Genomic DNA, 21,092 nt, shown 5'->3' on the forward strand with positions numbered 1-21,092 from the left:
TTGCGCAAGCGCAGAGGAGTTAGATCATTTCGTGTCTGGTCAGCCAGTGCATCACCTGCCAGCCGGCGAATACCGGTAGCCAACAGGTCAATAGTCGATACAGCAGCACCGACGGCACACCCAATGCTGCAGGTACACCGAAGGCGGCGAGCCCACCGATCAGCGCCGCCTCCACCGCGCCAACCCCGCCCGGGGTGGGGGCGGCCGAGGCGAGGGTGCCGCCGACCATCGTCACCACGGTCACCGTGACGAACGTCGTTCCGCCGCCAAAGGCTTCCATACTGGCCCACAGTGCCAACGCCGCTCCGAGCGTCGTTCCGGCACAACCGAGTACGATCAACGCCAGTCGCTTCGGCTCCCGGGCCAACGCAATGAGGTCATTCGTTACCTCCCTGAGCTTCGGCCGCACCGCCGTCGCTAGCCAGCGTCGCAGCTTCGGCACGAAGAGGAATGTCCCGACAATGCCTAGGGCCACACCGGCAATGAGGTAGAGCACCGTGGCATTCGGGACGAAATGAGATAGGTCGGTCGAGGTGCCGGCCAGGGCGCTGAACAGGATCAGCAGCACGAGGTGGACGATCACCTGTACCGACTGCTGCAGTGCCACCGCCGCGGTGGCCCGCACTGCGGTCAGCCCTCCCTTCTGCAAGAACCGGGTACTCAACGCTAGCCCGCCGACGCCGGCCGGGGTAGTCGTTGCAGCAAAAGTGTTGGCTACCTGCATGATTGACAGCTTCCAGAAGCCCACCAGCCCATCAGCGCAGGCCCACAACGCCGCTGCCGCACCGACATACGTCAGCGCCGACACCGCTAGGCCCAGTAGCGCCCACCACCAGTTCGCGGTTCGCAGCTGGGAAAAGAACGTGGGCACGGTACTGATGAAAGGGTAAGCGACATAGACCAGAGCACCGATTAACACCAGTTGAATGAGCTGGCCGCGGCTGAACCGGGTGATCGTTTCGGCTTTGATCTGATCCGCGCCCGTTTGCCGCATCACCTCGGCGCGTGTGCTGGCGATGACCGCATTTGGGTCGGTTATCGACTCTCGGATTCGTTTTGGCACAGCGGATTTGGTAAGTCTTCGCGATGCCGTCAGGATGGCTTGCTTGCCGAACGTGTCAATGGCTGCGGTCACGGCGGCCTCGGCGTCATACAGCGCCGACGTCGTCACCAAGAGTTGGGCCAGGTCGGATTGGAGTTGGGCGTCGGTGGCGCCGTACTCGGCCTCGCCGAACCCGCCGAACAGCACCGCGCCGTTGTCGACGGTGATCTCGGCACTACACAGGTCCCCGTGGGAGATCTGCTGGTCGTGCAGGGTCCGTAGCGCCTCCCAGACATGGGCAGTCGGCGTGGTCTTGGTGCATTCGCTGATGCCGATTCCGCGAGCGGGCCGGTGTGCATACAACGTCCATCCCCGGTCGAGCGGGGACACCGCGATCACCGTCGTGTTGGCCATGCCTAGATCGCCGAAGGCAATGGCCATCAGCGCGCGATGCTCGACCGCACGGCGCATGGAGGCCTGCAGGGGTGCGGTCTCGGTGCCGCGCAACGTCAGCTTCAGCCAGAGTTGGCGCAGCGCGCCGCCGCCACTTTGGTGCGGGCCGTACAACTCGATCAACGCCTCGCTGCACGCCCCGGCGTTGGGCTGCTCGCAAGCGGCCGACAGTACCAGTGGCCCGGGCCCGGCCGGCCGCACCACCGCGAGCCCGGACACCGCGAATCCGCGTTTTGCCAACGCGCGAATGGCACCATCCAGTGGCACTTCAAGCGCTGGTGTGCCGACGACCAGGACCACCAACGCGCCGACCAACCACCCCACCGCCAGCCCCAACAATGAGCGGGCCGGCACAATCGCGCTGACAACCAGATGGATCGGCACGAATGCCAACAGCAGCGCCCACCACCAGTGCCGCCAGCGCGCGGGCAGCCAGGGACCCGACACGGTGAGCACCGCCGCGAGCATCGCGATCCATCGCGGGTCATCGAGAAACTGGGCCGGCAATGTGGCGAGCCGGTCGGAAAGGTCAAAGTGCCATCGGGGTGCCGCGATGCGGCTACTGCTGATCGACAACGGGAGAACGGCCATAAGTCCGGCGGCCGCATACGCGCCCAGCAGCTTCCACTGCCGGGAAACGATCAGGCCAATCAGGATCACGAACGGCAACGCCAAAATCGCCAGGCCGTACCCCAGGTACACCAGATCGGATTGCGACGGGGACAGCACCCCGACGATCTCCGAGATGGATTTCTCCAGCGCCACCCACTGCGGGCGGGTGATCAGCGAACTCGTGATCACCGCCACGAGGTAGATCGCCGCCAGCACCACCCGGATGATGTCGTTGGTGCGCCGGGTCAGTGGTTGCAGCAAGTTACCGGAAACGCCTATGTCGCGTCCGTCAACTCGCATGTTCTAACGATCTTCCGGATCAGGGCCCGCGGTGTCTGGTGCCGTTTCGCGGCTCCGCCGACAACTTAGCCCGATAACTGCGTGGGGTATCGGTCTGACCACTTGACGTCTTACCAATCACCATTCACACTGGGCGCATGGCGCTGCAGCCGGTGACTCGCCGATCGGTGCCCGAAGAGGTCTTCGAGCAGATCGCTACCGATGTGCTCACCGGCGAGATGCCGCCCGGCGAGGCGTTGCCCAGCGAGCGTCGGTTGGCTGAGTTGCTCGGAGTGTCGCGACCCGCGGTCCGCGAGGCGCTCAAACGGCTGTCGGCCGCAGGTCTGGTCGAGGTGCGTCAGGGCGACGTCACCACCGTGCGTGACTTCCGGCGGCACGCCGGCCTGGATCTGTTGCCCCGATTGTTGTTTCGCAACGGTGAGCTGGATATCTCCGTCGTCCGCAGCATCCTCGAGGCCCGGCTGCGCAATTTTCCGAAGGTCGCGGAACTAGCGGCCGAACGGAACGAGCCCGAGTTGGCGGAATTGCTGCAGGATTCGCTGCGTGCGCTGGACACTGAGGAAGATCCGATCGTGTGGCAACGCCACACGCTCGACTTTTGGGATCATGTGGTCGACAGCGCCGGTTCGATCGTAGATCGATTGATGTACAACGCATTTCGTGCTGCTTACGAGCCGACGCTAGCTGCTCTGACCACCACGATGACCGCTGCGGCTAAGCGTCCGTCGGACTACCGAAAACTCGCGGATGCGATCTGCTCAGGTGATCCCACCGGAGCGAAGAAAGCCGCCCAAGACCTACTCGAACTTGCGAACACATCGTTGATGGCCGTACTCGATAGCCAGGCGAGTCGGCAATGACCACCCACGCCGTGATCATCACCTATCTCCGCGACCAGACGCAGCCCGCCGTCGATGCGATCGGCGGGTTCTACCGGACATGCGTACTGACTGGCAAGGCGCTGGTTCGGCGGCCCTTCCATTGGCGTGAGGCGATCGAGCAGGGCTGGTTCATTACCAGCGTCTCGTTGCTGCCAACCCTGGCGGTGTCGATTCCGTTGACCGTGTTGATCATCTTCACGCTCAATATCCTGCTGGCCGAGTTCGGCGCCGCCGACATCTCCGGCGCCGGCGCGGCGCTAGGCGCGGTCACCCAGCTGGGCCCGCTGACCACCGTGTTGGTGATTGCGGGCGCTGGAGCCACAGCGATCTGCGCCGACCTGGGTGCCCGCACCATCCGGGAAGAGATCGATGCGATGGAGGTGCTGGGCATCGACCCCATCCACCGGCTGGTGGTGCCTCGGGTCGTTGCCGCGACCATCGTCGCCGCACTGCTCAACGGCGCGGTGATAACCATTGGCCTGGTTGGTGGTTTCGTCTTCAGTGTCTTCATCCAACACGTCTCGGCCGGCGCCTACGTGGGCACGCTCACCTTGGTCACCGGTCTACCCGAGGTGATCATCTCGGTGGTCAAGTCGGCGACGTTCGGCCTGATCGCTGGCCTAGTCGGCTGTTACCGCGGGCTGACCACGAAAGGCGGCCCCAAGGGAGTTGGAACCGCCGTCAACGAAACCCTGGTGCTGTGCGTGATCGCGCTGTTCGCGACCAATGTGGTGTTGACCACGATCGGCGTGCGGTTCGGGACGGGACACTAGCATGGTGGAGTCTTCAACGGCATCAGCGGCAGCCGTATTGCGGGCCCGCTACCCACGCACAGCCGCCAGCCTTGACCGCTACGGCGGCGGCACGGCCCGAAGACTTGAGCGGACAGGGACTTTCGCGAGATTCACCCGGATCAGCGTCGTGCAGATCGGCTGGGCACTGCGTCGCTATCGCCGGGAGACGCTGCGCCTGGTCGCCGAGATCGGGATGGGCACCGGCGCGATGGCCGTCGTCGGCGGCACGGTCGCGATCATCGGTTTTGTGACGCTGTCCGGCGGCTCGCTGATCGCCATCCAGGGCTTCGCGTCGCTGGGCAACATCGGTGTCGAGGCGTTTACCGGATTCTTTGCCGCACTGGCCAACACACGCGTCGCTGCGCCCATTGTCTCCGGTGTCGCGCTGGCCGCGACGGTGGGCGCCGGCGCCACCGCACAGTTAGGTGCCATGCGGATCAGTGAGGAGATCGACGCGCTGGAAGTGATGGGCATCAAGTCGATTTCGTTTCTGGTCTCCACTCGGATTCTAGGAGGGCTGGTGGTGATCATGCCGCTGTACGCGCTCGCTCTCGACATGGCTTTCACCTCTGGTCAGGTGGTCACAACCGTGTTCTACGGCCAGTCCAACGGCACCTATGAGCACTACTTCCGCACCTTCCTGCGCCCAGAGGATGTGGGTTGGTCGGTCGTGGAGGTGGTGATCATCGCGGTGGTGGTGATGATCACCCATTGCTACTACGGGTACACCGCCAGCGGTGGCCCGGTTGGGGTCGGCCAGGCGGTTGGTCGATCGATGCGTTTCTCGCTGGTCTCGGTGGTGGTCGTTGTCCTGCTGGCCGAGTTGGCGCTCTACGGCGTCGACCCGAACTTCAATCTCACGGTGTAGCCGCGGTGCCAACGCTGGTGACGAGGAAGAACCGACGTGCGTGGCTGTATGTGGAGGGTGTTGTCCTGCTGTTGGTGGGCGCGTTGGTGCTCGTATTGGTGTACAAGCAGTTTCGTGGGGAATTCACGCCGAAGACCGAGCTGACTATGGTCGCCTCCCGGGCTGGGCTGGTTATGGAAGCTGGATCCAAAGTCACCTACAACGGGGTGGAGATCGGCCGGGTGGGCAGCATTTCGGAGATTGAGCGTGACGGCCGGCCGGCGGCGAAGCTGGTTTTGGACGTGAATCCTCGCTACATCAGCCTGATTCCGGTCAATGTGGTGGCCGATATCGAGGCGGCCACCCTGTTCGGCAACAAGTATGTTGCGCTGTCCGCGCCGAAAATTCCTCAACAGCAGCGGATTTCCTCACATGACGTGATTGATGTGGGGTCGGTGACCACCGAATTCAACACGTTGTTCGAGACGATCACCTCGATCGCCGAGAAGGTGGATCCGATCGAGCTGAACGCGACGCTGTCCGCGGTAGCACAGGCGCTGGATGGGCTGGGCGGCAAGTTCGGTGAGTCGATCGCTAATGGCAATCAGATTCTGGCGCAATTAAATCCGCGGCTGCCGCAGCTCGGCTATGATGTTCGGCGGTTGGCGGATCTCGGTGAGGTCTATGTCGATGCTTCGCCGGATCTGTGGTCCTTTCTGCAGAACGCACTGACCACTGCGCGCACATTGACCAGCCAACAGCGCGATCTGGATGCCGCGTTGTTGGCGGCTACGGGTGCGGGCAACACCGGTGAAGACGTTTTTGCTCGAGGCGGGCCGTATCTTGCGCGCGCAGCCGCCGATCTGGTGCCCACCGCTACGCTGCTGGACACCTACAGTCCCGAACTGTTCTGCATGATCCGCAACTTTCACGACGCTGCGCCCAAAGTCGCGGACGCGGTGGGCGGCAACGGCTATTCGCTAGCGGCCGCCGGAACGATTTTGGGAGCACCCAATCCCTATGTCTATCCGGACAATCTGCCGCGGGTGAATGCCCACGGTGGACCCGGGGGCCGACCGGGCTGCTGGCAGACGATCACCCGGGAGCTGTGGCCGGCACCCTATCTGGTGATGGACACCGGTGCCAGCCTCGCACCGTACAACCACGTCGAGCTCGGCCAACCGATGTTCACTGAATACGTATGGGGACGCCAATACGGAGAGAACACGATCAACCCATGAAAACCACAGGCACAACTATCAAACTCGGCATCGTCTGGTTGGTGCTGTCGGTGTTCACCGTGATGATCATCGTGGTGTTCGGGCAGGTGCGGTTCCATCACACCACCGGGTACTCCGCGGTGTTCACCCATGTCAGCGGGCTGCGGGCCGGGCAATTTGTCCGCGCTGCGGGCGTAGAGGTCGGCAAGGTCGCCAAGGTAACGCTGATCGACGGGGACAAGCAAGTATTGGTGGACTTCACCGTGGATCGCTCGCTGTCACTGGATCAGGCGACGACCGCCTCGATCCGCTACCTCAACCTGATCGGCGACCGGTACCTTGAGCTCGGCCGCGGTCACAGCGGTCAGCGGCTGGCGCCGGGTGCCACGATCCCGCTCGAGCACACCCATCCGGCCTTGGATCTCGACGCTCTGCTCGGCGGGTTTCGCCCACTCTTCCAAACGTTGGACCCAGACAAGGTCAACAGCATCGCCTCCTCGATCATCACCGTGTTCCAAGGGCAAGGCGCCACCATCAACGACATCCTCGACCAGACCGCCTCGCTGACGGCAACGCTGGCCGACCGGGACCATGCGATAGGTGAGGTCGTCAACAACTTGAACACCGTGCTGGCCACCACCGTCAAGCATCAAACGGAATTCGACCGCACGGTCGACAAGCTAGAGGTGCTGATCACTGGACTGAAGAACAGGGCGGACCCGCTGGCCGCGGCGGCGGCACACATCAGCAGCGCCGCGGGAACCCTAGCCGATCTGCTGGGGGCGGATCGTCCATTGCTGCACAGCAGCTTCGGGCACCTCGAGGGCATCCAGCAGCCGCTCATAGACGAGCTGGCAGAACTCGACCACGTGTTGGGCAAGCTGCCGGACGCCTACCGGATCATCGGCCGCGCCGGCGGCATATACGGTGACTTCTTCAACTTCTATCTGTGTGACATCTCACTGAAAGTCAACGGATTACAGCCTGGAGGTCCGGTACGCACCGTCAAGTTGTTCGGCCAGCCGACCGGCAGGTGCACACCGCAATGAGAACGCTGACCGAGTTCAACCGCGGCCGTGTCGGGATGATGGGTGCGGTGGTCACGGTGCTCGTCGTTGGTGTTGCGCAAAGCTTCACCAGCGTGCCGATGCTGTTCGCCACACCTACCTACTATGCGCAATTCGCCGACACGGGTGGCATCAACACGGGCGATAAGGTGGAAATCGCTGGGGTGAACGTCGGGCTGGTGCGCTCGCTGGCAATCCGCGGCAACCGCGTGTTGATCGGATTCTCGTTGCCCGGCAAGACAATCGGGATACAAAGCCGGGCAGCAATTCGCACCGACACCATTCTTGGCCGTAAGAACCTGGAGATCGAACCCCGCGGTTCGGAGCCGTTGAAACCCAACGGTTTCCTGCCGTTGGCGCAGACCACTACGCCATACCAAATCTATGACGCGTTCGTCGATGTCACGAAGGCGGCGACGGGCTGGGACATCGATGCCGTCAAACGCTCGCTAAACGTGTTGTCGGAGACATTCGATCAGACCGCCCCGCATCTAAGTGCTGCCCTCGAGGGTGTCAAGGCATTCTCCGACACCGTCGGCCGGCGCGGCGAGCAGATCGAGCAACTGCTGGCGAACGCCAACAGGATCGCGCGCGTGCTCGGCGACCGCAGCGAGCAGGTCAACGGGCTGCTGGTGAATGCCAAGACGCTGCTGGCCGCGTTCAAGCAACGCAGCCAGGCACTGCGCATTCTGCTAACCAACGTGTCGGAGGCATCAGCCCAGGTATCTGGCCTGATCACAGACAACCCCAACCTCAACCATGTGCTGGCCCAGTTGCGCACGGTCAGCGAGGAGCTGGTGAAGCGCAAGAACGAATTGGCCGATGTAGCCGTCTTGCTCGGCAGATACACCGCGGCCCTGACAGAGGCCGTCGGTTCCGGACCGTTCTTCAAGGCGATGGTGGTCAATCTGCTGCCCTACCAGATTCTTCAGCCCTGGGTTGACGCGGCGTTCAAAAAGCGGGGCATCGACCCGGAGAACTTCTGGCGCAGTGCGGGTCTGCCGGAATTCCGCTGGCCCGACCCCAACGGCACCCGGTTCCCCAACGGCGCGCCGCCGGCGGCGCCACCGGTGCGGGAGGGTACACCCAAGCATCCGGGACCGGCCGTCCCGCCGGGAACGCCGTGCTCCTACACACCGGCGGCGGGCGCGTTGCCACGGCCCGACAACCCGCTACCCTGCGCGGGCGCCACCGTTGGCCCGTTCGGTGGACCCGACTTCCCGGCACCGCTCGATGTCCAGCCGTCGCCGCCTAATCCCGATGGGCCGCCGCCGACGCCGGGCATCCCAAGTGCTGGGCGGCCGGGCGAGCCGGCTCCGGCTGTTCCGGGCATACCGATGCCGCTGCCGCCGAACGCGCCGCCGGGTGCCCGCACCCAACCGCTGGAGCCGTTTCCTGACGGGACGGGAGGTAGCAACCAATGAGCACCATCTTCGACATCCGCAGCCTGCGACTGCCGAAACTGTCTGCAAAGGTAGTGGTCGTCGGCGGGTTGGTGGTGGTCTTGGCGGTCGTGGCCGCTGCGGCCGGCGCGCGGCTCTACCGGAAACTGACTACCACTACCGTGGTCGCGTATTTCTCTGAGGCGCTCGCGCTGTACCCAGGAGACAAAGTCCAGATCATGGGTGTGCGGGTCGGTTCTATCGACAAGATCGAGCCGGCCGGCGACAAGATGCGAGTCACGTTGCACTACAGCAACAAATACCAGGTGCCGGCCACGGCTACCGCGTCGATCCTCAACCCCAGCCTGGTGGCCTCGCGCACCATCCAGCTGTCACCGCCGTACACCGGCGGCCCGGTCTTGCAAGACGGCGCGGTGATCCCAATCGAGCGCACCCAGGTGCCCGTCGAGTGGGATCAGTTGCGCGATTCCATCAATGGGATCCTCCGCCAGCTCGGCCCGACGGAGCGGCAGCCGAAGGGGCCGTTCGGCGACCTCATCGAATCGGCCGCGGACAACCTGGCCGGCAAGGGCAGGCAGCTCAACGAAACGCTGAACAGTTTGTCGCAGGCGTTGACCGCGCTGAACGAGGGCCGGGGAGACTTCGTTGCGATCACGCGAAGCCTGGCGCTATTTGTCAGCGCGCTCTACCAGAATGATCAACAGTTCGTTGCACTCAACGAAAACCTTGCCGAGTTCACCGACTGGTTCACCAAATCCGACCATGACTTGGCCGACACGGTGGAACGGATCGACGACGTTCTCGGCACCGTCCGAAAGTTCGTGAGCGACAACAGATCCGTGCTGGCTGCCGATGTCAACAACCTCGCCGACGCGACCACTACACTAGTGCAACCCGAGCCGCGGGACGGCCTGGAAACCGCGTTGCACGTGTTGCCGACCTACGCCAGCAACTTCAACAACCTTTACTATCCACTGCACAGCTCTCTGGTGGGCCAGTTCGTGTTCCCCAACTTCGCGAACCCAATTCAGCTCATTTGCAGCGCTATTCAGGCCGGCAGCCGACTCGGCTATCAGGAATCCGCCGAGCTGTGCGCGCAGTACTTGGCACCGGTTCTGGACGCTCTCAAGTTCAATTACTTGCCGTTCGGCTCAAACCCGTTCAGTTCGGCGGCCACTTTGCCCAAGGAGGTGGCTTACTCCGAGGAGCGGCTCCGCCCGCCGCCCGGGTACAAGGACACCACTGTCCCAGGGATCTTCTCGCGGGACACACCGTTTTCACACGGCAACCATGAACCGGGCTGGGTCGTTGCGCCCGGGATGCAGGGTATGCAGGTTCAGCCGTTTACCGCGAACATGCTCACCCCGGAATCGCTGGCAGAGCTGCTGGGTGGTCCGGATATTGCCCCCCCGCCGCCGGGAACCAACTTGCCCGGACCGCCGAATGCGTATGACGAGTCCAATCCGTTGCCGCCGCCGTGGTACCCGCAGCCCGCGTCCCTCCCGGCTGCGGGCGCCACAGGACAGCCAGGCCCGGGCCAGTGAGGTGCGGCGTGAGCGCGGACAGCGCGAACGGCAAGCCGAACCGTTGGACCCTGAGGTGCGGCGTGAGCGCGGGTAGCGCGAACGGCAAGCCGAACCGTTGGACCCTGAGGTGCGGCGTGAGCGCGGGTCACCGTGGATCGGTGTTCTTGCTGGCGGTCTTGCTGGCCCCGGTGGTTTTGACTTCGTGTACCTGGCGTGGCATCGCCAATGTTCCGCTGCCGGTCGGCCGGGGTATGGGTCCGGATCGCATGACGATCTACGTGCAGATGCCTGACACGCTGGCGCTGAACACTAACAGCCGGGTCAGGGTTGCCGACGTCTGGGTCGGTACGGTGCGTGACATCAGCCTGAAGAACTGGATCGCGACCCTGACGCTGGAGCTCGAGCCGACCGTGCGGCTACCGGCAAATGCGACCGCGAAGATCGGCCAGACCAGCCTGTTAGGCACACAACATGTCGAGCTGGCCGCACCGCCAATCCCGTCACCGCAGCCGCTGAAAAGCGGCGACACCATCGGCCTGAAGAACTCCTCGGCCTACCCTACCGTCGAACGGACCTTGGCCAGCGTCGCGTTGATCCTCACCGGCGGCGGCATCGTCAACCTCGACGTGATTCAAACCGAGATCCTCAACATCCTTGACGGCCATGCCGGTCAGATTCGCGAATTCCTCGAGCGGCTAGCCACTTTCACCGCCGAGCTGAACAACCAACGCGGGGATCTGACTCGCGCAATCGACTCAACCAACCAACTCCTGACCATCATCGCCAACCGCAACGACACGCTGGATCGGGTGCTCACTGACGTCCCACCGCTGATCGAGCATTTCGCCGACACCGGTCAGCTGTTCGCTGACGCCACCGAATCCTTGGGGCGGTTCAGCGAAGTCGCCAACCGGGCGCTGGCGGCTACCCGGCCTAACCTTCACCAGACGCTGCAGTCGTTGCAGCGGCCGTTAAGGCAATTGGAACGGGCTTCGCCGTATGTGGTCGGCGCGTTGAAGCTAGGCCTCACCGCTCCGTTCAACATCGACGAGGTGCCAAACGTTATCCGCGGCGACTACGTCAACGTGTCCGCGACGTTCGACGTGACGCTTTCTGCACTCGACAACGCGCTGCTGAGCGGAACGGGCATCTCGGGAATGTTGCGTGCGCTCGAGCAGGCGTGGGGACGGGATCCGGAGACCATGATCCCGGATGTCCGCTACACGCCGAACCCGAATGACGCGCCGGGCGGACCGCTGGTGGAAAGGGCTGAGTGAGGAGATGCTGACTCGCGCTATCAAGACCCAGCTGGTGTTGTTGACGGTGTTGGCGGTCATCGCGGTGGTGGTCCTTGGTTGGTATTTCCTGCGGATACCCAGCCTGGTCGGCATCGGTCGATACACGCTTTATGCCGAATTGCCTCGGTCCGGGGGTCTATACCGAACAGCCAACGTCACATATCGGGGCATCACCATAGGGAAGGTCACCGGCGTCGAACCAACCGAGCGGGGCGCGCGAGCAATCATGAGCATCGACAATGGCTACCAGATCCCCACCGACGCCTCGGCCAATGTGCACTCAGTGTCGGCGGTCGGCGAGCAGTTCGTTGACCTGGTGTCGACCCGCACCGGCGGTCCGTATCTGCGGCATGGGCAGACGATCACCACGACTACGGTCCCCAGCCAGATTGGCCCGGCGCTGGACGCCGCCAACCGTGGATTGGCAGTGCTGCCCAAAGACCGGGTCGCGTCGGTGCTGCACGAGGCGTCGGAGGCCGTGGGCGGGCTGGGATCCTCACTGAATCGCCTCATCGAAGCCACCCAGGCAATCGCCCACGATGTCAGGGGCAGCCTCGAGGACATCGACGACATCATCGAGCGTTCGGCGCCTATCATCGATAGCCAGGTCAATTCCGGCAACGAGATCGCCCGCTGGGCCGCCAACCTCAACACGCTGGCCGCTCAGACCGCGCAGACCGATCCGGCGGTGCGAAGCATTCTGGCCAACGCGGCACCGACTGCCGATCAGGTCAACGCCACGTTCAGCGACGTGCGGGAGTCGTTGCCGCAGACGCTGGCCAATCTCGAGGTCGTAATCGATATGCTCAAGCGCTACCACAACGGCGTCGAGCAGGCGTTGGTGTTCTTGCCGCAGTCCGGCGCGATCGCCCAGTCGGTTACTACAGAGTTCCCCGGCCAGGCCGGACTGGGTGTCGGCGGCCTGGCGCTCAACCAACCACCGCCGTGCCTGACCGGCTTCCTGCCGGCGTCGGAGTGGCGGTCACCTGCTGATACCAGCACCGCACCGCTACCCAAGGGCACCTACTGCAGGATTCCGATGGACGCGAGCAATGTGGTTCGTGGAGCACGCAACAACCCGTGTGTAGACGTGCCCGGCAAGCGGGCGGCGACCCCGCGGGAATGCCGCAGCAATGAAGCTTATGTGCCCGGGGGCACCAATCCCTGGTATGGGGACCCCAACCAGATGCTCAGCTGTCCCGCGCCGGCCGCGCGTTGTGACCAGCCGGTGAAGCCAGGCCAGGTGATCCCGGCGCCGTCAGTTAACAATGGCATCAACCCGCTGCCCGCCGATCAGCTGCCAGGCACACCTCCACCGGTCAACGATCCTTTGCAGCGACCTGGGTCAGGCACCGTCCAGTGCAATGGGCAACAACCCAACCCGTGCGTCTACACCCCGAGCACATTTCCCACAACCATTTACGACGTGCAGAGCGGCAAAGTCGTAGCACCCGACGGTGTGGTGTATTCCGTTGAGGCTTCGACTCATGCCGGAGCCGACGGATGGAAGGTGATGCTGGCACCAACCGGCTGAGCCGGCGCGATCAGGTACCGGCGGATTCGCGCTGGTCAAGAAAGGCAACCGTCAGATCGTTATGACCTCGACGTCGGGCATGGCGGCGTAGTCGTTGTCTTGGGTCACGATCGCAATTCCGTGCGCCACGGCTGTGGCAGCAATCCAGCTGTCGTTGATCGGCACGCGCAGTTTGGCGGCGCGCAGCTTGGACACCAGTAATGCCCATGCTTCGGAGACCGCCTCGTCGATGCCTAGTGGTTCGAACCGTTGCGCAAGCTGGTAGGTGGAGAGCCGACGTGCGGCGGCCTCGGGGCCGGAGGCTTGCAACACCCCGAGCCGCAGCTCGCCGAGTGTGACTACCGAGACGCCCCATTCGTATCCCGCAAACCGGTCCGGGTCGAATCGTGTCGCCTCGATGCCAATGAAAACGGATGTGTCGGCGAGGGCGCGCCGTACGTTCACCACCGCACATCGTCCGTGGTTTGCGTCAGCGTCTCTCGCAGCTCCTCGCCCAGATTGGTGGTATCGGGGCCCAAGCGCACCAGTTCGCCGATCACCTCGGCAGCTGGCAACCATTGGCGGCGCCGCTTGAGCGGAACGATGCGCGCTACGGGGCGATTGTCCTTGAGCACCTCGATTTCCTCGCCGGCGGCAACTCGCCGCAGTACCTCGGCGGTGTGGTTGCGAAGATCGCGAGCGGGAATCGTAGCAGACATGCTACGAGTGTAGCGGAGCTGCTGTCGCGCCGCCTCGCCTCGATGTCTGCGGTCACGATCTCCGCAGGTTACGGCCGCTGCTGTGCCCGCAGTCGCCCGCGATGGCGGGCCCGTCGGGGTAGATTGCGAGCGCGCCCGGACGGAGGCCGCCGATGCCGAAGTGCCGTGATTTGTTCGAAGAGTTAGCCGGTCCAGAGCGTGCTAACGGGTAACGCCGCGAGCGTTGGGCCGAACGGGGTGGCTTCCGGCGCGGCGGTGAGCAGCACGCCGAACTGAAATCGATCATCGAGCCGCTCGGCCAGATAACGTAGGCCACGCAGGTCCTCGGCTCGCGGCGTGCTGGTCGCCTTGACCTCGATGCCGCAGACCCGACCATCGGGATGTTCGAGCACCAGATCGACCTCGGCGCCGCCGCGGTCGCGAAAATGCCACAGACTCGGCCGTTCGGTCGACCAGGTGAGCTGTTTGCGAATCTCGTTCGCCACGAACGTCTCCAGTAGCGGGCCGAGTGGACGGCCGGGGCGATCCAGCGTCGCACCGGTAACGCCGAGCAGGTGACACGCCAGGCCACTGTCCGAGACCACCAGTTTCGGTCGGCGAATCACCTTGCGGCTCAGGTTGGTCGACCAGGCCGGCACCCGGTGGATAAGGAACGCCGCTTCCAGCAGGGCCAGATAGCCAGCGGTGGTGCGAGCCGGGATCGACAGGTCGTTCGCCAGTGCGCTCACGTTGAGCTCGGCGCCGGTACGCGCGGCGCAGAGCCGAAGCACACGCGGCATTTCGGCAAGCCGCTCGATCGGCGAAATCTCGCGGATCACCGACTGCGTCGCCGTCGTGAGATAGTTGTCGAACCACGCGCGACGCCTCGACGGCGATCGGGCGACGATGTCCGGGAAGCCTCCGGTGGCGATCCTGTCGACCAGATCGGCGCGGCGCATATCGGAGCCGTGGATCAGCTCGCGTGGTGCGGTGAACAGCGCATCGACGAAACCGTCCGCGATTCCGGCCCGCTCACCTTGCGAGAACGGCCAGAGTTCGATGATTTCGACCCGCCCGACGAGCGCGTCGGCCATGTCAGGAGCCGAGAGCAGCCTCGCTGAACCCGTGAGCAGGAACCTGCCCGGCCTGCGATCCCGGTCGACCTCTGCCTTGATCGCCCGAAACAGCCCCGGCTCGAGCTGGGCTTCGTCGATGACGAGCGTGTCCACCGGCCGGGATACGAATGCGCGGGGATCGTCGCGGGCGGCGTCGCGGTTGGCGACGTCGTCAAGCGAGACGACTTCGCTGGATCCCGGATAGTCAAGTCGCGCGACCAGTGTTGTTTTGCCGACCTGACGCGCGCCGTTGACAACGACGACCGGGGTGTCGGCGAGCGCGGCCAGCACCGAGGGCGCGATCGCGCGTTCGACGACTCCCATGCGGACAGAATACGCTGCCGATTTGTCTACCTATTGGCTGCCGATTCGTCCCCATTAGCGGTGCGGATTAGTCCACATCATCGCTGCGGATCCGTCCGACGGCGGCCCTGAGCCACGTGGCCGACGAAGAACGCTCGGAGGCGCTGCTGCGGGAGCGCTCGCTGCTCTACGTGGCCAGTAGCCGGGCGGGGGGCATGTTGGTGGTGACCTGGAGCGGACAGCGGTCGGAGTTGTTGAGTCAGCTGAAGATTCACGCGGCGACAACGACGTGGACGCCGATCTTTTCGTAAGTGTCCTTGGCTCGAGCATCGCGTGTGGCGAGTTCAGCCCGGTGCTCGGCGGCGGCAAGGGCCACGAGAGCGTCATAGACCGCGCCACCAGTGATCTCGAATTGGGCCAGCACGCGTGGGAGATGTTCAGTGGTGCGGGAACTCAACAACAGCGGTGCCGCAAAGCGTTCGGTAAGAAGCCGCGCGGCGTCCATCGGTGCCAGTCGTAGGTCACGCGGCAGGCGGGTCAGCACGGAGTAGGTTTCGGCCAGGGCGTGCCCGCACAGCGCGGCCTCCCGATGTGCCCACCAGGCGACAACCGCCGCATGCGCGGTATGGGTCCGTACCAGCAACGGAATCGCGACGCTGGTGTCCACTGCCAGCGGCGGTTTCACTTCCGGCCGCTATCGATAAGGCCGAACACGACCTCATCGTCGATCGTGGTCTCACCGGTGGCCACCAGTACGCCATTCTCCTCTTCGAGACGCGCTGTTCGTCCGGTGGGAATCAGGTGGAGACCAGCGCCATAGCGGGATATTTCCACGGTGGACCCCGGTTGCAGCCCCAAGGCTTCGCGCAGCGGTTTGGGTACGACGATGCGGCCAGCCGCATCCACAACAGCCTTCATGGGAATACGATACCAATGGCTTCCCACTCAGGTGCGGAAGTCGACTCACCGCCGCTACCACGACCCCGACGACCGCACCGTCAGCGGCGCCGGGGACGTGGCGACTATTGGTCGCTAGTGTCGTGCTCCCGATTCGGGTCCTTTGTATCTGATGACGTGATCCGCGGAAGCTCCTCGTGGAAGGGCGGCCGCGGTGTGGGGAGGGTGATGCGGAGTTCGGCCCCGCCGTCGGGGTGGTTGGTGGCGTTGGCATGTCCGCCGTGGGTGGTGGTGAGGGCGGCGACGATGGCCAGGCCGAGGCCGCTGCCGCGACCGCCGCGGGCGGTGTCGGCGCGGGTGAATCGGTCGAAGGCGACGGGAAGAAAGTGGTCGGCGAATCCGGGGCCGTGGTCGCGGACGCCGATGTCGACTGCACCGTCGCGGGCGTGCGCGGTGACAGCGATTTCACCGTCCCCGTGGGTGATGGCGTTGTCGAGCACGGCGGTGAGGATTCGGCGCAGGTGGTCCGGATCGATCGAGACGAACAGGTCCGGTTCCGCGCGTGTGGTGATGTCCGCTCCAGTAGCGGCGAAGCGGGCCACGCTCTCGTGCAGCAGGGGAGTGATCGGCACCGCTTTGGCGGAGGGGTGGGATTCGGGGCGGTCGGCGCGGGCCAGGGTGAGCAGTTGGTCGGCCAGTCCGCTGAGCCGGCGGGTTTCTTCGAGCGCGGAGCGCAGGGCGGCGCTCAGCTGGTCGGCGGGTCTGGGCCGGCGCAGCGCAGTTCGAGTTCGGTGGTCAGCAGTGCCAACGGGGTGCGTAGTTCGTGCCTGGCGTCGGCGACGAACTGTTGTTCGCGGGCGCGTCGTGCGATGTCGTCCTCGTTCAATGGGCCATGTTCGGCCGGGATCCTCGCCACGGCACGGTCGCATGGAACGATTCGGCCACGATGGCCACCCTATGCCGCGTCGAGCCGGGGCCCCGATCGTGTCGGACCCTCGGTGGAGACTGTGGCCAACCGACGCCAGTTCCGAGACTGCGTCAATGTCAGGGGAGACTATGGGAAACCGGGCGAACTTCGTCATCGTCAAAGATCGGGATTGGCAGCTCTACTATTCGCATTGGGCGGGCTGCCGCATGCTGGATGCGCTGATCGCCGGGCCGGAGCTCGCGCTGCGGTACGCACAGTTGCTTCGACCGTGCCCCAAGGACCAGTGGGTCGACCCAGAATGGGCCGACGGCGGGGCGGTGGTGGACCTCGATCGTCGTCGGGTGTTGTTCTTCGGCGACGAACTAATGGTGGAAATGCGTGAGCGCCGGGCCGTGATGAGTGCGCTCGCCGTGGTATGGCGTGACTATGCGATCGGCTGGGCGTACGACGGAACCGCTGAACTCGCCGGATACGTCGGCGCCGAGCTGCCGGCCTGCACCTGGGACCGGCGGCCGGGGCTGCGATTGTCTGATGATCGAAACGCGTTGTGCCATTTGGTTTCTGTGGTCGGCGCCGACGGGCGACTACGGCTGTGGCCGCTATGGTGGCACCTCAGCAAGGCATGGCTTGGGCCCGCGTTGCTGGACATGCTGCCCGGTCCTGGTGCCAGACGGCTAACGCTGGGCATTATCCCCGAGGGCGGCGCCCATATCGACGTGCCCAGAAAGACCGTGGGCGCCTGGCAAACAGCCGACACCATGGGCATCTTCCAGGCCCTGCCCGACGTCTGGGGCGGGTGGCGGACCGAATGCTGGGAAGACCGCTTCGAAGAGCAGCTGATTCGATGCAACGGGGCGCTGCGGCTTCCCGAGCTGGATTTGGCCGCGGGCATGGACAGCGCCCGGGAGTGGCTCCGTGACAGGATATTTCAGCGCTTCTCGGACAGCCCGGCAGGACAAATTCTGAAACTCTCCGAGCTGCTGGCCGATGTCGGACCCGGTCTGGTCGTCAGCGACGATGCCGTGACGAATGGCGGGGCTCGCCCAAACAACGAAGAGTGGGCGCGTTTCGTTGCGGCGTGCGATCTGGTGCGTGGGGCTCACGCCGAATCGGCCTGACTTCGGGGATAGTGGTACCATCACTATGGTAGAAGGGTACTAACATGGCGTTGAACATCAAAGATCCGTCGGTTCACCAGGCGGTCAAGCAGATCGCGAAAATCACCGGCGAATCTCAGGCTCGGGCGGTGGCGACCGCGGTGAACGAGCGTCTGGCCAGACTGCGCAGCGACGATCTCGCCGCCCGGCTCTTGGCTATCGGCCACAAGACCGCGAGCAGGATGAGCCCGGAAGCAAAGCGCCTCGACCACGATGCTCTGCTGTATGACGAGCGAGGGCTGCCGGCGTGATCGTCGACACGTCGGCGATCATCGCGATTCTGCGCGACGAGGACGACGCCGCGGCCTACGCCGACGCGCTCGCCAACGCCGATGTCCGCAGACTGTCTGCGGCCAGCTACCTGGAATGCGGGATAGTCCTTGACTCCCAGCGTGATCCGGTCATCAGCAGAGCACTGGATGAACTTGTCGAAGAAGCCGAGTTCATCGTCGAGCCGGTGACCGAGCGCCAGGCCCGGCTGGCCCGAGCGGCGTTCGCGGATTTCGGCAGAGGCAGCGGCCACCCCGCGGGCTTGAATTTCGGCGACTGCCTGTCCTATGCGCTGGCGATCGATCGACGCGAGCCGCTGCTGTGGAAGGGCAATGATTTTGGGCACACCGGCGTCCAAAGGGCACTGGATCGGCGGTGATCGACGTCAGCCTGGCGCGGCGGTGCGAGGCTCATGGGTACGACTATTTTCGTTCCGACGATCCGGTGGCAGCGGCGGGCTTTGTGGTGTCCGCTGTGTGGAGTTGTGGGCGTGGACCTGCGAACGCCACGGGTTCCGGGTGTTTGCCGAAACCGCTGCGCCACAGTTGATTTGGCGGGAGTCCAGACACGGCTGGACCCGATACGGCGACGGATCTGTGGCGCAGGTCAAATCGATCTTCGACGCTCCGCGCGGTTACCTCAATGCGGCGTGTCGTCGGCGTGTTGTACATTGGGCATCGGGACTCCTGAGAAGGATCCTGTAGGCCGTAGCCCCGCCCACGGGTGGGGCTGACGTGCGTCCAAGGGGGCCAGATCTGGCAGACCTTCATCTTGTTTGCGACGATGTCCCATAATCGTTGGTGGTCTTCACCGACCGGGCGTCTTTGACGTCTGACCGACGCCTCCGAAAGTGGAGGTAGGACACAAGGTCGGCAGCTTGCAGCAGGCGACGGTGTTTCGAGGGCGCGAAATGCAGTGCGTCGACGCCCGCTATTCCTCACCGCCGCGGTTTCCTCGGTGGCAATCTCACTTCGTCGAGCCGCGGGCACGGCTTTCGAGATAGAGGTCGATATGCCCACAAGTCTCGCAGGCAACGGCGTTGACCTGGGTGCCGCGATTGAAGTGGCCGGCACCTTCGCGCTTGAAACGCAGCGGCGCGTTCCAGACGACGGCCCCTTCGACGAGCTGGTCGCCCCCGCATCTCACGCACTTCTCGTCGGTCACGACGCCTCCCCTTCTCTGCGGCTGGCCAGGCTACGCCCAGCGCTTGATGCCCAGGAAATCCACGGCGCCGCCGCTAGTTTCACCTGAACGACGCCGCGCGATCACGAAGCTTTCGGATCGCCCGTGCGGTAAACGCTTGCGGCTCCAGATGCCACAGGTGCGCGCCTTCAGGTGTGCGCAACGCCGCGAAAGGAACCCGCTCACCACACACGAGCTTCTCCAGCTCGAGTGCCCAGCCTACGGCCAGGGCGGCACGCTGCCGGTGCCAGGCGTCAGCGCGCCACGTCAGCCGGGGCAAGCCGGCGAGTTTGCTCTGGATGCTTTGGCGGAGTTTGCCGGCGCAGAGGATCCGGGACGGACCCGAGCCCAGACCTTCGGTGTCGGACGCCGGAGCGACGCGGGTGAACGCGATCTCCCGGCGGTCGTAGTTCCACCAGGCGCGCGCGACGGTGACCTCGCCGACCGGGGTCGCACGGTTCGACAGTTCGCGCTTTTCTTGACGCGCCCCATGCTGATCCAGCCACAGATGGATTTCGGCAACCGTGCGGGCGGGCAGTGGCTCGGCGTTCGGGCGCGGATCGCATCCGGCGACCAGCATCGCGGGGACGTGCGGCGGCCACAGCTGGGCGAGTGGACGCAGCGGATTGAGCCGAACGCCGTCGAAGTCGCTGCGTTTGGCGAGGTCGCCCCAGAGTGCGGGACCCAACCGCACGACGTCGAGTCCGCGGTGTCGCTCGGTTCGCCGGAATGTCGCCGCCGCGTCCGGCGCGGTCATGATCGTGATGACGTCCAACCCGTCGGCGCGGTGAACGGCGGGCCGGCCGGTGCCCGGGGAGACGGCAACCCACCACGGCCCTTCGTACAGCAAATCCCGCTGGCCGGGGCCCGGTTTGGCAACGGCATCCTCGAGCTCGACCGTGCGCGCCCAGCTCTGCAGCTCGGGCAGCGCACCCGGCCGGAACGCCGAACCCCACGGTTCGTCGGGATCGAATGACAGGCCACCGACGAGCGGAGCGATGTCGCGAACCAGTTCCAGGCCGGAATATTCGCGGCCGTCCGACGCCGAACTCTCGGCGATGAGCATCGGTGTGCCGTCATCGAGCGCCACGGTCTCGAGTTCGCCGTCTATCTCGGCGACCCGCCACTTCGGGTAGCGCAGTATCGCGCGCCGCGCGTCGTCGGCGGAGAGTTCTCCGCGCGCATATCGGGCCAGTAAGCCCCGTAGCTCGTCGTCCATCGGCCATCACCCGGTCGGGTTGCAGCATCCGCCACAGAACAAAGCGGACGACTACGCCACCTCGCGGACATGCGGAATCTCCCGCCGCCGTCGTGGTCGGATATCGTCGCCGGCCAACGTGACGACCGCTACCGTGCAGCCGTTCGCGGCGGTGAAGTCGACTTCGTAGCCACCCGCGGCGTAGCGCCCGACGACGGCACCGACGTCTCCGGCGATGAGGGATTTGTCGGGAACATCCCGTGTTAGCACCACAACATCGTGTTCTGCGTACATCGGTCCGCTCCTAGCGTGGATAGGCGGTAACCAATCGAGGCACGCCGTCGGGTTCGTCGCTGATCCACACTGTACGCAATGCAACCATCCGGCC

23 protein-coding genes and 3 pseudogenes are annotated in these 21,092 nt (G+C 64.6%); 15 read left to right on the forward strand and 11 right to left on the reverse strand.

What is annotated here, in order from left to right:
• Nucleotides 1-19 precede the first annotated feature (19 nt).
• Nucleotides 20-2,407 carry a lysylphosphatidylglycerol synthase transmembrane domain-containing protein gene (locus tag MCAN_RS03065; RefSeq protein WP_014000314.1) on the reverse strand — a complete coding sequence of 796 codons (2,388 nt, stop codon included), beginning with the start codon at nt 2,405-2,407 and terminating at the stop codon, nt 20-22.
• A gap of 137 nt (nt 2,408-2,544) precedes the next feature.
• Between MCAN_RS03065 and mce2R the strand changes: the two genes are divergently transcribed.
• The 9 genes from mce2R to MCAN_RS03110 all read left to right on the forward strand — a co-directional run bounded on the left by mce2R (nt 2,545) and on the right by MCAN_RS03110 (nt 12,977).
• The gene (mce2R, locus tag MCAN_RS03070; protein ID WP_014000315.1) at nt 2,545-3,267 is read left to right on the forward strand and encodes a FadR family transcriptional regulator Mce2R; all 723 of its coding nucleotides are present in this window, start codon (nt 2,545-2,547) and stop codon (nt 3,265-3,267) included.
• Nucleotides 3,264-4,061 (forward strand): MlaE family ABC transporter permease, encoded by a 798-nt coding sequence (locus tag MCAN_RS03075; protein ID WP_003403095.1) that lies wholly within the window; start codon nt 3,264-3,266, stop codon nt 4,059-4,061. Before mce2R ends, MCAN_RS03075 begins: the two co-directional genes overlap by 4 nt.
• A 1-nt stretch (nt 4,062) precedes the next feature.
• Nucleotides 4,063-4,950 carry an ABC transporter permease gene (locus MCAN_RS03080; RefSeq protein WP_003403101.1) on the forward strand — a complete coding sequence of 296 codons (888 nt, stop codon included), beginning with the start codon at nt 4,063-4,065 and terminating at the stop codon, nt 4,948-4,950.
• A gap of 5 nt (nt 4,951-4,955) precedes the next feature.
• Nucleotides 4,956-6,170 (forward strand): MCE family protein, encoded by a 1,215-nt coding sequence (locus MCAN_RS03085; RefSeq protein WP_014000316.1) that lies wholly within the window; start codon nt 4,956-4,958, stop codon nt 6,168-6,170.
• Entirely contained in the window at nt 6,167-7,198 is a 1,032-nt protein-coding gene (locus MCAN_RS03090) for an MCE family protein (RefSeq protein WP_003403107.1), read from the forward strand. Before MCAN_RS03085 ends, MCAN_RS03090 begins: the two co-directional genes overlap by 4 nt.
• On the forward strand, nt 7,195-8,640 hold the full coding sequence (locus MCAN_RS03095) for a virulence factor Mce family protein (RefSeq protein ID WP_014000317.1): 1,446 nt from the start codon (nt 7,195-7,197) through the stop codon (nt 8,638-8,640). The genes MCAN_RS03090 and MCAN_RS03095 overlap by 4 nt, the downstream gene beginning before the upstream one ends.
• The gene (locus MCAN_RS03100) at nt 8,637-10,163 is read left to right on the forward strand and encodes a virulence factor Mce family protein (protein ID WP_003403112.1); all 1,527 of its coding nucleotides are present in this window, start codon (nt 8,637-8,639) and stop codon (nt 10,161-10,163) included. The genes MCAN_RS03095 and MCAN_RS03100 overlap by 4 nt, the downstream gene beginning before the upstream one ends.
• A gap of 116 nt (nt 10,164-10,279) precedes the next feature.
• Nucleotides 10,280-11,422, forward strand: coding sequence for a virulence factor Mce family protein (locus MCAN_RS03105; RefSeq protein WP_044080049.1), 1,143 nt, complete (start codon nt 10,280-10,282; stop codon nt 11,420-11,422).
• 4 nt (nt 11,423-11,426) lie between these two features.
• Nucleotides 11,427-12,977: an MCE family protein gene (locus MCAN_RS03110; RefSeq protein WP_014000319.1), complete on the forward strand. Its 1,551-nt coding sequence runs from the start codon at nt 11,427-11,429 to the stop codon at nt 12,975-12,977.
• A gap of 51 nt (nt 12,978-13,028) precedes the next feature.
• On the opposite strand, the gene vapC4 is transcribed toward MCAN_RS03110, so the two are convergent.
• From vapC4 to MCAN_RS03125, 3 genes are all read right to left on the reverse strand, one after another.
• Nucleotides 13,029-13,421, reverse strand: coding sequence for a type II toxin-antitoxin system toxin ribonuclease C4 (gene vapC4, locus MCAN_RS03115; RefSeq protein WP_014000320.1), 393 nt, complete (start codon nt 13,419-13,421; stop codon nt 13,029-13,031).
• Nucleotides 13,418-13,675: a type II toxin-antitoxin system antitoxin VapB4 gene (vapB4, locus tag MCAN_RS03120; protein WP_003403125.1), complete on the reverse strand. Its 258-nt coding sequence runs from the start codon at nt 13,673-13,675 to the stop codon at nt 13,418-13,420. The genes vapC4 and vapB4 overlap by 4 nt, the downstream gene beginning before the upstream one ends.
• A gap of 182 nt (nt 13,676-13,857) precedes the next feature.
• Nucleotides 13,858-15,093, reverse strand: a complete 1,236-nt coding sequence (locus MCAN_RS03125; RefSeq protein WP_014000321.1) for an ATP-binding protein — start codon at nt 15,091-15,093, stop codon at nt 13,858-13,860.
• Between the two features lie 101 nt (nt 15,094-15,194).
• Between MCAN_RS03125 and MCAN_RS24030 the strand changes: the two are divergent.
• Nucleotides 15,195-15,383: pseudogene (locus tag MCAN_RS24030) on the forward strand (hypothetical protein); the annotation flags it as partial.
• On the opposite strand, the gene MCAN_RS03130 reads toward MCAN_RS24030, so the two are convergent.
• The 4 genes and pseudogenes from MCAN_RS03130 to MCAN_RS20975 all read right to left on the reverse strand — a co-directional run.
• Nucleotides 15,344-15,757, reverse strand: coding sequence for a type II toxin-antitoxin system VapC family toxin (locus tag MCAN_RS03130; protein ID WP_003403137.1), 414 nt, complete (start codon nt 15,755-15,757; stop codon nt 15,344-15,346). The pseudogene MCAN_RS24030 and the gene MCAN_RS03130 overlap by 40 nt on opposite strands.
• The gene (gene vapB27 / locus MCAN_RS03135; protein WP_003403139.1) at nt 15,754-15,990 is read right to left on the reverse strand and encodes a type II toxin-antitoxin system antitoxin VapB27; all 237 of its coding nucleotides are present in this window, start codon (nt 15,988-15,990) and stop codon (nt 15,754-15,756) included. The genes MCAN_RS03130 and vapB27 overlap by 4 nt, the downstream gene beginning before the upstream one ends.
• Before the next feature lie 104 nt (nt 15,991-16,094).
• Nucleotides 16,095-16,601: a two component system sensor kinase HK1 gene (locus MCAN_RS03140; protein WP_003900973.1), complete on the reverse strand. Its 507-nt coding sequence runs from the start codon at nt 16,599-16,601 to the stop codon at nt 16,095-16,097.
• A gap of 113 nt (nt 16,602-16,714) precedes the next feature.
• Nucleotides 16,715-16,828: pseudogene (locus tag MCAN_RS20975) on the reverse strand (histidine kinase dimerization/phospho-acceptor domain-containing protein); the annotation flags it as partial.
• Nucleotides 16,829-17,544: 716 nt separating this feature from the next.
• On the opposite strand from MCAN_RS20975, the gene MCAN_RS03145 reads away from it, so the two are divergent.
• The 4 genes and pseudogenes from MCAN_RS03145 to MCAN_RS23340 form a co-directional block, all read left to right on the forward strand.
• Nucleotides 17,545-18,015: a hypothetical protein gene (locus MCAN_RS03145; RefSeq protein ID WP_003898523.1), complete on the forward strand. Its 471-nt coding sequence runs from the start codon at nt 17,545-17,547 to the stop codon at nt 18,013-18,015.
• A gap of 44 nt (nt 18,016-18,059) precedes the next feature.
• Nucleotides 18,060-18,305, forward strand: coding sequence for a type II toxin-antitoxin system VapB family antitoxin (locus tag MCAN_RS03150; RefSeq protein WP_003403184.1), 246 nt, complete (start codon nt 18,060-18,062; stop codon nt 18,303-18,305).
• Nucleotides 18,302-18,703 (forward strand): type II toxin-antitoxin system VapC family toxin, encoded by a 402-nt coding sequence (locus tag MCAN_RS03155; RefSeq protein ID WP_014000322.1) that lies wholly within the window; start codon nt 18,302-18,304, stop codon nt 18,701-18,703. The genes MCAN_RS03150 and MCAN_RS03155 overlap by 4 nt, the downstream gene beginning before the upstream one ends.
• Before the next feature lie 5 nt (nt 18,704-18,708).
• Nucleotides 18,709-18,873: pseudogene (locus MCAN_RS23340) on the forward strand (hypothetical protein); the annotation flags it as partial.
• 217 nt (nt 18,874-19,090) lie between these two features.
• Here MCAN_RS23340 and MCAN_RS24035 read toward each other — a convergent pair.
• Nucleotides 19,091-19,258, reverse strand: a complete 168-nt coding sequence (locus tag MCAN_RS24035) for a DUF3800 domain-containing protein (RefSeq protein WP_077385191.1) — start codon at nt 19,256-19,258, stop codon at nt 19,091-19,093.
• Nucleotides 19,259-19,281: 23 nt separating this feature from the next.
• Here MCAN_RS24035 and MCAN_RS23905 point away from each other — a divergent pair, with 23 nt between their 5' ends.
• Nucleotides 19,282-19,575, forward strand: a complete 294-nt coding sequence (locus MCAN_RS23905) for a hypothetical protein (RefSeq protein WP_016719609.1) — start codon at nt 19,282-19,284, stop codon at nt 19,573-19,575.
• Here the strand turns inward: MCAN_RS23905 and MCAN_RS03165 are convergent.
• Together MCAN_RS03165 and MCAN_RS03170 are read right to left on the reverse strand one after the other, a co-directional pair.
• Entirely contained in the window at nt 19,568-20,725 is a 1,158-nt protein-coding gene (locus MCAN_RS03165) for a hypothetical protein (RefSeq protein WP_014000323.1), read from the reverse strand. The two genes, MCAN_RS23905 and MCAN_RS03165, sit on opposite strands and share 8 nt — an antisense overlap.
• A gap of 51 nt (nt 20,726-20,776) precedes the next feature.
• Nucleotides 20,777-20,998, reverse strand: coding sequence for a DUF4926 domain-containing protein (locus MCAN_RS03170; protein WP_003898525.1), 222 nt, complete (start codon nt 20,996-20,998; stop codon nt 20,777-20,779).
• Nucleotides 20,999-21,092 lie beyond the last annotated feature (94 nt).

Origin of the sequence: Mycobacterium canetti CIPT 140010059, assembly GCF_000253375.1 — a bacterium.
GTDB classification, from domain to species: domain Bacteria; phylum Actinomycetota; class Actinomycetes; order Mycobacteriales; family Mycobacteriaceae; genus Mycobacterium; species Mycobacterium tuberculosis.

Bases quoted from the DNA above. Each gene is read 5' to 3' on its own strand.
- MCAN_RS03065 (WP_014000314.1), bottom strand. From the start codon at position 2,407: ATGCGAGTTGACGGACGCGACATAGGCGTTTCCGGTAACTTGCTGCAA.
- mce2R (WP_014000315.1), top strand. From the start codon at position 2,545: ATGGCGCTGCAGCCGGTGACTCGCCGATCGGTGCCCGAAGAGGTCTTC.
- MCAN_RS03075 (WP_003403095.1), top strand. From the start codon at position 3,264: ATGACCACCCACGCCGTGATCATCACCTATCTCCGCGACCAGACGCAG.
- MCAN_RS03080 (WP_003403101.1), top strand. From the start codon at position 4,063: ATGGTGGAGTCTTCAACGGCATCAGCGGCAGCCGTATTGCGGGCCCGC.
- MCAN_RS03090 (WP_003403107.1), top strand. From the start codon at position 6,167: ATGAAAACCACAGGCACAACTATCAAACTCGGCATCGTCTGGTTGGTG.
- MCAN_RS03095 (WP_014000317.1), top strand. From the start codon at position 7,195: ATGAGAACGCTGACCGAGTTCAACCGCGGCCGTGTCGGGATGATGGGT.
- MCAN_RS03100 (WP_003403112.1), top strand. From the start codon at position 8,637: ATGAGCACCATCTTCGACATCCGCAGCCTGCGACTGCCGAAACTGTCT.
- MCAN_RS03110 (WP_014000319.1), top strand. From the start codon at position 11,427: ATGCTGACTCGCGCTATCAAGACCCAGCTGGTGTTGTTGACGGTGTTG.
- vapB4 (WP_003403125.1), bottom strand. From the start codon at position 13,675: ATGTCTGCTACGATTCCCGCTCGCGATCTTCGCAACCACACCGCCGAG.
- MCAN_RS03125 (WP_014000321.1), bottom strand. From the start codon at position 15,093: ATGGGAGTCGTCGAACGCGCGATCGCGCCCTCGGTGCTGGCCGCGCTC.
- vapB27 (WP_003403139.1), bottom strand. From the start codon at position 15,990: ATGAAGGCTGTTGTGGATGCGGCTGGCCGCATCGTCGTACCCAAACCG.
- MCAN_RS03145 (WP_003898523.1), top strand. From the start codon at position 17,545: ATGCTGCCCGGTCCTGGTGCCAGACGGCTAACGCTGGGCATTATCCCC.
- MCAN_RS03150 (WP_003403184.1), top strand. From the start codon at position 18,060: ATGGCGTTGAACATCAAAGATCCGTCGGTTCACCAGGCGGTCAAGCAG.
- MCAN_RS03165 (WP_014000323.1), bottom strand. From the start codon at position 20,725: ATGGACGACGAGCTACGGGGCTTACTGGCCCGATATGCGCGCGGAGAA.
- MCAN_RS03170 (WP_003898525.1), bottom strand. From the start codon at position 20,998: ATGTACGCAGAACACGATGTTGTGGTGCTAACACGGGATGTTCCCGAC.